The sequence below is a fragment of the Lolliginicoccus lacisalsi genome (assembly GCF_014841105.1).
In the GTDB taxonomy this organism is placed as follows: Bacteria; Actinomycetota; Actinomycetes; order Mycobacteriales; family Mycobacteriaceae; genus Lolliginicoccus; species Lolliginicoccus lacisalsi.
Genome location: NZ_JACYWE010000004.1, coordinates 239,928 through 251,161, shown reverse-complemented (window position 1 = coordinate 251,161; position 11,234 = coordinate 239,928). Strand labels below are relative to the sequence as shown.

11 protein-coding genes and 1 pseudogene are annotated in these 11,234 nt (G+C 67.3%); all 12 read right to left on the bottom strand.

The genetic code is table 11. The features are described 5' to 3' along the window. Positions 1–100: 100 nt before the first annotated feature. On the bottom strand, positions 101–754 hold the full coding sequence (hpf, locus tag HT102_RS08990; RefSeq protein ID WP_408611339.1) for a ribosome hibernation-promoting factor, HPF/YfiA family: 654 nt from the start codon (positions 752–754) through the stop codon (positions 101–103). 310 nt (positions 755–1,064) lie between these two features. Then, positions 1,065–1,619, bottom strand: coding sequence for a ComF family protein (locus HT102_RS08985; protein WP_192039068.1), 555 nt, complete (start codon positions 1,617–1,619; stop codon positions 1,065–1,067). A gap of 239 nt (positions 1,620–1,858) precedes the next feature. Next, entirely contained in the window at positions 1,859–3,670 is a 1,812-nt protein-coding gene (gene lpqB, locus HT102_RS08980; RefSeq protein ID WP_333473359.1) for an MtrAB system accessory lipoprotein LpqB, read from the bottom strand. After that, positions 3,655–5,430 (bottom strand): MtrAB system histidine kinase MtrB, encoded by a 1,776-nt coding sequence (mtrB, locus tag HT102_RS08975; protein ID WP_192039067.1) that lies wholly within the window; start codon positions 5,428–5,430, stop codon positions 3,655–3,657. Before mtrB ends, lpqB begins: the two co-directional genes overlap by 16 nt. Next, the gene (gene mtrA, locus HT102_RS08970; RefSeq protein WP_149361265.1) at positions 5,427–6,104 is read right to left on the bottom strand and encodes an MtrAB system response regulator MtrA; all 678 of its coding nucleotides are present in this window, start codon (positions 6,102–6,104) and stop codon (positions 5,427–5,429) included. The genes mtrB and mtrA overlap by 4 nt, the downstream gene beginning before the upstream one ends. Before the next feature lie 72 nt (positions 6,105–6,176). Then, complete coding sequence (locus tag HT102_RS08965) at positions 6,177–6,848, bottom strand: dTMP kinase (RefSeq protein ID WP_192039140.1); 672 nt, start codon at positions 6,846–6,848, stop codon at positions 6,177–6,179. A gap of 2 nt (positions 6,849–6,850) precedes the next feature. Beyond that, positions 6,851–8,350 carry an adenosylhomocysteinase gene (gene ahcY, locus HT102_RS08960; RefSeq protein WP_192039066.1) on the bottom strand — a complete coding sequence of 500 codons (1,500 nt, stop codon included), beginning with the start codon at positions 8,348–8,350 and terminating at the stop codon, positions 6,851–6,853. Between the two features lie 166 nt (positions 8,351–8,516). Further along, positions 8,517–9,155: a TetR family transcriptional regulator gene (locus tag HT102_RS08955; protein WP_192039065.1), complete on the bottom strand. Its 639-nt coding sequence runs from the start codon at positions 9,153–9,155 to the stop codon at positions 8,517–8,519. 48 nt (positions 9,156–9,203) lie between these two features. Further along, positions 9,204–10,481 (bottom strand): NAD(P)/FAD-dependent oxidoreductase, encoded by a 1,278-nt coding sequence (locus HT102_RS08950; protein WP_192039064.1) that lies wholly within the window; start codon positions 10,479–10,481, stop codon positions 9,204–9,206. Beyond that, the gene (locus HT102_RS08945; RefSeq protein WP_192039063.1) at positions 10,478–10,663 is read right to left on the bottom strand and encodes a rubredoxin; all 186 of its coding nucleotides are present in this window, start codon (positions 10,661–10,663) and stop codon (positions 10,478–10,480) included. The genes HT102_RS08950 and HT102_RS08945 overlap by 4 nt, the downstream gene beginning before the upstream one ends. A 109-nt stretch (positions 10,664–10,772) precedes the next feature. Then, a complete protein-coding gene (locus HT102_RS08940; RefSeq protein WP_192039062.1) occupies positions 10,773–10,937 on the bottom strand; it encodes a rubredoxin in 165 nt (54 codons plus the stop codon). Between the two features lie 13 nt (positions 10,938–10,950). Next, positions 10,951–11,234 (bottom strand): annotated as a pseudogene (locus HT102_RS08935) (alkane 1-monooxygenase); the annotation flags it as partial.

Genomic DNA, 11,234 nt, shown 5'->3' with positions numbered 1-11,234 from the left:
GTGACCACCCCCGGGGCGGTGTCCTGCCATGGAAAATCCGGCTAGGCATCCACCTAGCCGGACTCCATGGTAGAGCGCGGATCGTGATCCGTCGCTTTCCTCAAGCCAGCCTGATCAAACCGTAGTCGAAGGCATGGCGCCGATACACCACCGAGGGACTGTCGGAATCCACATCATGGAACAGATAGAAGTCATGCCCTACGAGCTCCATCTCGTACAGGGCCTCGTCGACGGTCATGGGCTTGGACGAGTGCACCTTCGTGCGCACGATGTGCCCCGGACCTGGATACTCCTCCATCGCCTCGTCCGGCACGCTCTCAGCGGCAGTCACCATGTCCTCCGTGGCGCTGTTCTCCCGGGCGTGGCCGTTGAGCGAGGGAGACCCCGGCTCGAGCAGGGATTCGTTGACCATTGCTGCCGTGGCCTCGGCCACCGAGATCGGTGTGCGGGTTCCGTGATGGACCTTGCGCCGGTCGCGCGTCCTGCGGAACCTGCTCTCGAGCTTGTCCACCGCGATCTCGAGCGCTGCGTAGAAATTCTCGGCGGACGCCTCCGCCCGGATAACAGGCCCCTTGACGCGCGCGGTGATCTCGATGCGCTGGCAATGCTTGGCCTGGCGACGATTCTTCTCGTGCTGGAGCTCGACGTCATACAGATAGACATCGTGGTGGAACCGCTCGAGACGACCCAGCTTCTCCTCGATATGGATCCGGAAATGATCGGGAACCTCGACGTTTCGGCCCTTGACAACAATGTCCGCGTGATTGCCGCGATCCTCGGTGGCCTCGTCGAGCTCTACTGGCTCGCCGTTTCGGGCCCGGACAAGATCCGCTTGAGAAACAGTCGACACAATACCTCCCAGATTCCGCTGCTCACCGTTCCTGCGGTGTCAGCATGCAGTGCGAGAGTGCCGGGAACTTCTTCAACCACGCCCGGCACAAGGGATCGATGACCTCACCTCCCCACATCGCCGTGCTACGGGTTGTGAACGCGACGGTAGTACGTCGTTTCCCCCCGCGCTACCGTTCGGACCGAAAAGTCACGGAAAATTTGCCCTGGTCCGTTCAGGCCGCCGCTAGGACCATCGCCATGCCCACAGGGATACCGCATTCCCGCAGTACACGGACCGATTCCGCGAGCAGCGCGCCCGTGGTGACGACGTCGTCGATAAGTACTACACGGGCCTGCTCCTGCTTCGCTGCGCTGCTCGGAGTGCTTCGCCAGGCTTCGCGTGCGCGGACCCGGCCGCGCACGTTCGCGGCGCGCTGGCGCACCGTCAGGCCCACCGATTCCCGCGCCCGCCAATGCAGCGCGAGCGCTCGCTCCGCGACAGCCTCGCCACCGCCATGCTCCTCGAGGAGCCGGGCGGACTGCGACGCGAGACTGGCGATGGCATCATGGCCGCGCATGCGGGTGGCCCACCAGCGGCTCGGGGCGGGGATGAGCACGGTGCGGCCGGCGAGCGTGCCTTCCCCCAGAGCGTTGCCGCCGGTCATGGCCAGCGCGTGCGCCACCCGGTGCGCGAGAACCGGCGCGAGATCACTGCGCCCCTGCTCCTTCCACCCCGCGAGGGCGCGGCGCAGAGGGCCCCTGTGCCGGGCCAGCGTCCACACCGGCACCCCTGGATCGTGCCGGGGCATCCACCGCGCGGGCACCCACGGCACAGTGTCGTCGCACGCTTCGCACCAGCTCGTTCCCGGCGTCGCGCATCCCCCGCATTCACGAGGCACGATGAGTTCCCACAAGGCTTGCATGCCCACGATCCTGCGGCACCGCCGCTTCTCTGAGCGCCCGTGGTCCGGGATCTGTGGATGACCGCCGCGCTATCCACAGCCGATGGATCGGCGGCCCAGCGCTGCTAGCCCGGGAGGATGGGCTTGGCGTCGGTCCCCATCAGACGGGTGACCTCGCGCCAGAACCGCTCGCCCTGCGGCTCATCGCGGCCGAGCCGCAGCACGCCGCGGGAATCCGTGACGTATTCAGTGGTCGGCGAGGCGTCCACGGCGGTCACCGGGGGCGAGAGGTTGCTGCGCGGAAGCTGCTCGACGCGCGAGCCGTCGGCCGAGACCCGCGCCACGGGAGCATCGGCGACGCCGCGGACCACGAGCAGGGCGTCGGGCGTGCCCCAGTCGAGCGCCACCGCGGTATCGGTCAGGTTGAGCGCTACAGGCTGCGGGTTGACCAAGGTGAACTCGTCGGCACGAGGCTCGGCGACCACGGCGACATGGACGCGGCCACCGATGATCAGCGCTACCCGGGTGCCATCGGAGGCGAGGCGCAGGCTGGTGATCTGCCCCTGCAGGGCCGAGAGCGCCCCGGATTCAACGGTCGTCGTGGAGAACGTGCTGGTCCCGGCGTCTCGGGCGACCCGTGTGACGGTCTCCCCCTCGATCACTGCCCACGCCGCGTCGGCACTGGTGGACCATGTGGGCCTCGTGATGGACATGCCCTCCCCGACGACGGACAGCGCGCCCCCGTAGTCGCCGATGAGCAATTGGTAGGGCGCCTCGTCGGACTGGTCGCTGCGGGCAACGAGCGCTACGGAACGCCCATCATGGGAGATCGCCGCGGACTCGACGCTGTCGAGCGCCCCGGCAGTCCCGGGCACCGGGGTTATCGAGGAATCGGTCACGGCCACGACCCGGCCCTCGACCACTGCGTGCAGCCCCACCTCGGTGGCGGTGCTGCTCGCGGGATCCATGGCCGCGACGTCCTGCAGGCCCCATCCGGATGCTTGCTCCTCGACCAGCGGGGCACCGTCCGCCTCGATGAGGTAGGGCCCGGGGATGCCCGCGCTATCGAGCGTCCACACGATCTGCGCCGCAAGCCGCCTGCGCTCCTCGAGCGATGCCGATCCCAGGCCCTGGAAGTCCATGCGTACCCCGCCGAGGCCGACGCCTACCTGCGAGGCCCGGCCGTCGGCCTTGGTGATGGGACCGCGCAGGCGCACATCGCCGCTGAAGCGGGTCCGCACGCCGGGCGCGAGCCGGGAGCTCGGGCCGTCGATGAGCATCGCCATGAGCTGCGAGACCTTCTGGTCCTCGGCCACCGCGGCCCACCTCAGGTCCGGGACAAGATGCTCGCCCGAGCCGTCCAGGAAGTACACGGAGAACCGCTCGTAGCTGGTCAGGAAATGCGGGCGCTCGATGACCACGCCATTGTCGAGCTCCTCGATGCGCCATTCGCCCTCGCTCATGACCACCGTGACCTGGGACTCGACGGTGCCTTCCTCGGCGGTGAAGACGCCGTCGGCGCTGAGCTGGCCCACCTTCTCCGCGCGGATCGCGAACGTCGCGGTGTCGGCGGTGCGCAGCCCCTCGGAGAGCACGTCGATGCGGTTCGCGATGACGATGTTCGCGTTGTCGTTCCACTGGCTGTCCGCGGAGGGCGTGAGGAACTTGCGGGCAGCCGCGTGCCGTCCCCGGGGATCAGCGCTGGCGCGCAGGAACTCGCGCACCAGGGGGAACGCGTCGATCCCTGGGGTGGGCTCGGGCACCGACGTGGCGATGGATTCCTGCGGGATGGTGCCGATAGCGCGGGGCTGGGAATCCGTCGGCAGTGTGGTGCACGCGGCCACCAGCATGGTGGCCGCAGCGAGGGCCAGCCAGCCCAGAGTGCGCTGGGCCCGCCGAGCGCTGGGGCGCTGCTCGCTCATCATTGCGCGCGCCACCCCGCGTCCTCCTGGTCCCTGCTTGGACGGGAGTCGGTGACTTCGTCGGGCGTGAACACTGCTGATGATTCCATCGGATCGAGCATGATCTCCACCTCGGACTTGGTGCTTGGTTCCGTGGCCGGGGCGATCACCGGCATGTCCATGTCCTCGGGATCAGGCTTGAGCGGCAAGGGCGAGGTGGTGACCCGGCGGCCGCGCGTGAGCGGGAGCGCGAGGCGGAACACCGAGCCGTAGCCACGCTCCCCCCATGCGTCGAGGCGCCCATTGTGCAGCCGGGCGTCCTCCACGCTGATGGCGAGGCCCAGTCCGGTGCCGCCGGAGCGCCGGACTCGCGAGGGATCGGAGCGCCAGAAGCGGTTGAACACCAGCTTCTCCTCGCCTGCCTTGAGCCCCACGCCCCAGTCGCGGACGAGGACCGCGAGGGTGTCGTTGTCGGCGCGCATCCGCAGCAGCACCGGGTTGCCCTCGCTGTGATCGATGGCGTTGGCAAGGAGGTTGCGGACGACGCGCTCGACGCGGCGGGGATCGACCTCGGCGATGATCGGATCGTCGGGGATGTCAACGATCAACGGAATGCTGGCGTCCGTGGCGAGGCGTTGCACCGTGGAGAGCGCGGCGTGCACGCACGAGCGAACGTCGATCTGCTCCGCCGAGAGCTCGGCGACGCCCGCATCGTGGCGGCTGATCTCGAGCAGGTCGGCCAGCAGGCTCTCGAATCGGTCGAGCTCGCGCATCATCAGCTCGGCCGAGCGCTCGAGCATGGGGTCGAGCTCGTCGCGGCTGTCGTAGATCACGTCGGCGGCCATGCGCACGGTGGTCAGCGGAGTACGCAGCTCATGGCTCACATCCGAGGTGAAACGCTTCTGCAGGTTGCCGAACTCCTCGAGCTGGGTGATCTGGCGGGACAAGCTCTCCGCCATCTCGTTGAACGACATGGCGAGGCGTGCCATGTCGTCCTCACCGCGCACGGGCATGCGTTCCTTCAGCCTGCCCTCGGCGAAGCGGGCCGCGATCCGCGATGCGGAGCGCACCGGGATGACGACCTGGCGCGCCACGAGCAGCGAGATCGCGGTCAGCAGCACGAGGAGCACGGCGCTGCCGGTGAGCACGGTTCCCCGCATCAAGGACAAGCTCCGGGCCTCGCTCTCGAGCGGGAACACGAGGTAGAGCTCGAGGCCAGGAATGTCTGACGCGGTGGGCGTGCCCATGATCAACGCGGACACGACACTGGTCTCGGACGCGGGAACGGTCGAGTACATGTAGGAGACCTGGCCCTGGCGCACATAGTCGCGCAGCGATTCCGGGATCTGCTCCACGGCACCGCTGGTGGTCAGGCCCTGCGTCGCTTCCGGATCGGCCGCGATGAGCACCGGCGTCCACAATCCCGCGCCGCCAGTGCTCTGCTCGTTGTCGACCTGCCAATTGAGCGCCGAGCGCGCGCTATTGATGCGGCCCTGGCGGGACGTGGTGTCCCCCGCCCCGGCAAGCTCCCGCTGCACGGTCTGCCGGGCCGAATCAAGCTGTTGCACCGCAGCAGCAAGCTTGGCCTCGAGCATTCGCGCGGTGAGCTGGTTCGTCAGCGCGAATCCGAGCGCCAGGATGACGACGAGCGACAGCGCCATCGTGGACACAACGACTCGTAGCTGCAGTGATCGGCGCCACCAGTGCGACAGCGCCGAGCCTATTGCCCTGAACCTGCGCACCCACCTCGTGGTCCGACCATTGATCTTGCGCCGGGTGCGGGCGCGACCGATCACGGCGGTCCGGCCTTGTATCCAACCCCCCGCACCGTCAGCACGATCTCGGGCTTCTCGGGATCATTCTCGACCTTGGCGCGCAGGCGCTGGACATGCACGTTGACCAGACGGGTATCGGCGGCATGCCGGTAGCCCCAGACCTGCTCGAGCAGCACCTCGCGGGTAAAGACCTGGCGGGGCTTGCGCGCCAGCGCGACCAGCAGGTCGAATTCCAGTGGAGTCAGGTTGATCAGCTCGCCATTGCGGGTCACCTTGTGCGCGGGCACATCGATCTCGACCTCGCCGATGCTCAGCAGCTCGGCGGGCTCATCCTCGCGGCGGCGCAGCCGGGCACGCACGCGTGCCACGAGCTCCTTCGGCTTGAACGGCTTGATCACGTAGTCATCGGCACCGGACTCCAGGCCGAGCACCACATCGACGGTGTCGGTCTTGGCGGTCAGCATCACGATCGGAACGCCCGAGTCAGCGCGCAGCACCCGGCACACATCGATGCCATTCATTCCGGGCAGCATCAGGTCAAGGAGCACGAGGTCGGGGCGGATGTCCCGGACCGCGCTCAATGCCTGCGTGCCGTCTCCAACGACGTAGGGCTCGAATCCCTCACCACGGAGCACAATGGTCAGCATCTCGGCGAGCGCTGCGTCATCGTCGACAACCAGAATCTTCGGCTTCATACCCATATCGTTACACTCAAATGCCTGCAAGCGTGGTTTTGACGCCGCCGGCGCGCCGCGCTTCCCACCACTCTAGCGCCGCCCATCGCCTGCCGCACGGATGTCCTCGATGCGTCCTGCGAGGGCCTCGATGGCGCCGTCCCCGGCGGAGCCGCGGAAGACCACCCACGGCGAGGTCCACTGCTGCTCCGCGAGCTGCCGGTAGATGGTGGCAGTGCGATCCTGCAGGGTGGAGTCCCGCTCGTACGCATCCCGCCCGCGGCCAGGCTCGGTGGCCTCGCGGTGGCGGGCCCGCTGCTCCGCTACCGCCGCCTCGACGTCGACAAGGATGTAAAGGGCCGGCTCCGGAAGGGCCAGCCGATCGTGCTCGAGCTCGCGCACCCACTCCATGGTGGCGTGCTCGGCCCCGGCCTCGCCGCGCGCGGCGGAGTACGCGGCGTTGGAGGCGACGTACCGATCGAGCAGCACCACATCGTGCTCCTGCCGCAACTGCTCCAGCAGGGGGCGCGCCCCGTAACGGTCCAGCGCCCACAGCACGGCCATGCCATTGATCGAGGCCAGCAGATCGCCGTGCTGGCCCCTCAGCGCCTCCGCGGCGATGTCAGCGGGCTGGGACTGCCCATAGCGCGGGAACGCCAGGCTTGTGGCGCGCAGGCCCCGGTCAGCGAGCTCCTGCCGCAGTGCCGCGGCGAGAGTGCGCTTCCCGGAGCCGTCGAGCCCCTCGAGGACGACGAGCATGCCCATCATCAGTAGCGGTAGTGCTCCGGCTTGTAGGGGCCCTCGACGTCCACGCCGATGTACTCGGCCTGCTCCTTGGTGAGCTTGGTGAGGCTGCCGCCCAGCGCCTCGACGTGGATGCGTGCGACCTTCTCATCGAGGTGCTTGGGCAAGCGGTACACCTCGTTGTCATACTCGTCGTTCTTCGTCCACAGCTCGATCTGGGCGATGACCTGGTTGGAGAAGCTGTTGCTCATCACGAACGAGGGATGCCCCGTCGCGTTGCCGAGGTTGAGCAAGCGCCCCTCGGAGAGGACGATGATCGACTTGAGCGGGTTGCCGGCCTTGTCCGCGAAAACCCACTCATCGACCTGCGGCTTGATGTTGATGCGGGAGGTCTCCGGGCTGCGCTCGAGGGCGGCCATGTCGATCTCGTTGTCGAAGTGACCGATGTTGCCGAGGATCGCCTGGTGCTTCATCGCCCGCATGTGATCGAGGGTGATGACATCCTTGTTGCCGGTGGAGGTGATGATGATGTCGGCCTGGCCGATCGCCTCCTCGACGGTGACGACGTCATAGCCGTCCATCAGGGCCTGCAGCGCGTTGATGGGATCGACTTCGGTGACCTGCACGCGGGCACCCTGCCCGGCGAGCGACTCGGCGCAGCCCTTGCCCACATCGCCGTAGCCGCAGATGAGGATCTTCTTGCCGCCGATGAGCACATCGGTGCCCCGGTTGATGCCATCGATCAGCGAGTGGCGGGTGCCGTACTTGTTGTCGAACTTGCTCTTGGTGACGGAGTCATTCACGTTGATCGCGGGGAACGTCAGCTCGCCGGCAGCGGCGAACTGGTAGAGCCGGAGGACTCCGGTGGTGGTCTCCTCGGTCACGCCCTGAACCGACTTGGCGATGGTGCTCCACTTGGCCGGGTCAGTGGCCGCGGACGCGCGCAGCAGCTCCAGGAAGACCTTGTACTCGGCGGAATGCTGCTCCTCGTCGAGCGGCGGGACCACGCCGGCGACCTCGAACTGCGCGCCGCGCAGGACAAGCATGGTGGCGTCGCCGCCGTCGTCGAGGATCATGTTGGCGGGGCCGTCGGCGGACGGCCAGGTGAGCGCTTGCTCGGCGCACCACCAGTACTCCTCGAGGGTCTCGCCCTTCCAGGCGAACACCGCGGTGCCGCGGGGCTCCTCGGGAGTGCCGTGCGGCCCGACGACAACAGCGGCTGCCGCATGGTCCTGGGTGGAGAAGATGTTGCACGATGCCCAGCGCACCTGCGCGCCCAGCGCCGTGAGGGTCTCGATCAGCACCGCGGTCTGAACGGTCATGTGCAGCGAACCGGTGATGCGCGCGCCCTTGAGCGGCTGCACCTCCGCGTACTCGCGGCGCAGGGACATCAGGCCCGGCATCTCGTGCTCGGCAAGGCGGATCTCCTTGCGGCCGAACTCGGCGAGCCCGAGGTCGGCGACCTTGTGCTCGATTCCATTCTTGACGTCTGCGACCGGCAGAGCCGACATTATCGTCACCATCTTCTTGTTGGGGCCGCGTGACGGCCTGTTCCATCGTCGTTAGGCATACGTTCCAGCGATAGCGCTGGGATTGGACGCGGGGGCGATCCGCTGCTGGCCTGGCCCTCGCGGCCAGGAGCTGGGTTCGGGGTGCGCACCGCCAGGCTAGCCGCTGGGCGACCGGGAATCACGCGGACGGCGCGATGTCGCGAGCCTTAGCCTTCCGATAGGCGGCCTCGAGATAGGGCGCCACGAAATCGGTGAAGTCCTCGACCATGGTATCGGGAGCCCGTGGCGGGATGGCGATGAAGCTCAGCGCTATGCGACCGACATACATCGCCGTCACCTGCGCCTCGCGCTCGTCGAGCCGCGGCCAGTTGTCCTGCATGATGTGGGCCAGGCGGTCCACTGCTCGCTCGAGCACGGGCCAGCCGTCAGTGGTGATGAGGCTGAGGATCTCTGCCTTCGCGCGGCCGAGCAGGGCCCATCGCACGGCAGGATCCTGGGTGGCGGCGCCGAGGAAGCGCTGGAACGCGTCGCCGATAGCACCGCGGGCATCCCCGACATGCGTCTGCACTGCCTCGTTTGCCTCATCGAGGAAATGATCGACGAGGCGGAGGATGTATTGCTGCGCCACGCCCTGGCGGGATTCGAACTCGTTGTAGAGCGTCTGGCGGCTCACCCCGGCGCTCCGGGCGACCTCGGCCATGGTGATGTCGGACCACTCCTTTTCATCGAGGAGCTCCCGGACAGCATCGAGGACGGAGTCCCGCAGCAGTCGCCGCGCGGCTTCCTGGTACGTGACTCGCGTGCGTCCACCGGGCATGGTCAAGATGCTAGTCAAAACCATGCCCGGTGTCAAAGCACTAGACAACTACGATTTGTCGTTGCCGCCTGGCGCGCCCGCCCGTACTGGAGCAGTGGCAGGAACGCCTTCCTCCAGGTCCTTCCGGTTGATATACGGCGCATCCGGAATGAGCGCCTTCGCGTTCCGGAACTCCTTTGGCCTGCCCATGGAGATCACGCCCACGAGCTGCTCGTCGCGCAAGCACAGGACCGTGAAGTCGAGCGCATCGAGATCGCCGTGGATGATGAGATCATCCTCGGGCGTCGGCCAGCCCGCGATCTGCAGGTTCTTGCCGTACTGCTTGGTCCAGCACCACGGCACATCGGCGTACGGGGTGGGCATGCCCAGGATCGCCCGCGCCGCGTGCGCGCCCTGCTCCTGCGCGTTGCTCCAGTGCTCCACGCGCTGCATGCCACCGAGCAGCAGGTTCGGGAACATCGCCACGTCGCCCGCGGCATAGATCGCGGGATCCGAGGTGCGGCAGAACTTGTCGACGATGATGCCGCGGCGGCCCGAGGTATCCACCGCGAGACCGGCCTCCTCGGCCAGCTCCGCGTTGGGCATCATCCCGACCGAGACGAGCGCGGCCGCTGCCTTCCAGCTACGACCATCCGGCGAGATCGCCGTGACGCCCTTCTTGTCGACGTCCACGCGGTCGAGCTGCACGCCGGCATGGAACTCCACGCCGTTGTCCTCGTGCATCTTCGCGTAGAGCCGCGAGATGGGCTCGGGGAGCATCCGCGCGAGCGGGCGCTCGGCAGCCTCGAGGAGGATGACCTCCGAGCCGAGGGTGCGCGCCGTCGCCGCCACCTCGGAGCCGATCAGCCCGGCGCCGATGATGAGCAGCTTGCCCTTGCCGTCGATGGCCTCGCGCAACGTGGGCACGTCCGAAATGCTCCGCAGGTAGTGCACGTTCGGCTGGGACTCGGGATCGAGGCCGGGCATCATCCGGGGGCGGCCGCCCGTGGCGACGAGAAGCGCATCGTAGGGCTGCTCCGCGCCGCTCTCGAGAACGATCTTCTTATCGGCTGGCTTGATCCCGGCGACCGTGGTCCCGGAGATGATCTCGACGTTCTGCTCGTCCCAGAAGGTCGGGGGCCGCAGCCTCGAGCGCTCGACGGTGACCTTCCCCTCGAGGAGCTCCTTGGACAACTGCGGGCGCCGGTAGGGGTACTCGGTGTCACTGCTGATCATCACGATCTTGCCGGCGAACCCTTCCTTGCGAAGGGTCTCGGCGGCCGTGGCTCCGCACACTCCCGAGCCGATGATGACAACGGTTCCGTCTGGCGCTATACCTTCGCTCACGCTCGCGAGACCTCTACCATCTCGAAGTCAGACTTGGCCGCGCCGCAATCCGGGCAGCTCCAGTCGTCCGGGATGTCCTCCCAGCGGGTTCCTGGCGCGATGTCGTCCTCGGGCCACCCTTCGGACTCGTCGTACTCGAATCCGCACTGCAGGCAGCGATAGAGCTTGTACTCGGTGCTCATGTCGTTTCCATCTCACAATCGTCGACGGCGTTGTCAATTCGGCGCGCAGCCGTAGTTGCGCGAACTCCCAGCCTGTGGTTGTCCACCTCAGGCTGGGAGCACGTCATGTTCAGGATGCAGGCTCGAAATCGACCTTCTCACGGACCCCGCAATCGGGGCAGGGCCAGTCATCCGGGATGTCGGCCCAGAGGGTCCCGGGCGGGAACCCCTCGCGGGAGGCACCCTTCTCCTCGTCGTACACGTAGTCGCATACAGGGCAGACGAATCGACTCATCGGGCCCGACCTCCTAGGCAGTTTCCACAGTGTTTGCTTGACCGTACTTGGCGAGGATCTTGTCACGCTTCTTGGGGTCGATATTAGCTCGCGTGATGTCGCCGTCGTAGTGGTCTAGCACCCTCTTGTCCATTACCGCGCGCCAGACGGGCGGGAAGACCGCCAGAACGATCATGGAGGCATAGCCACCGGGCAGCTGGGGCGAGCCCTTCATGCTGCGCAGGATCTGGTAGCGGCGGGTCGGGTTGGCGTGGTGATCGGAGTGGCGCTGCAACTGGTACAGGAAGAGGTTGGTGA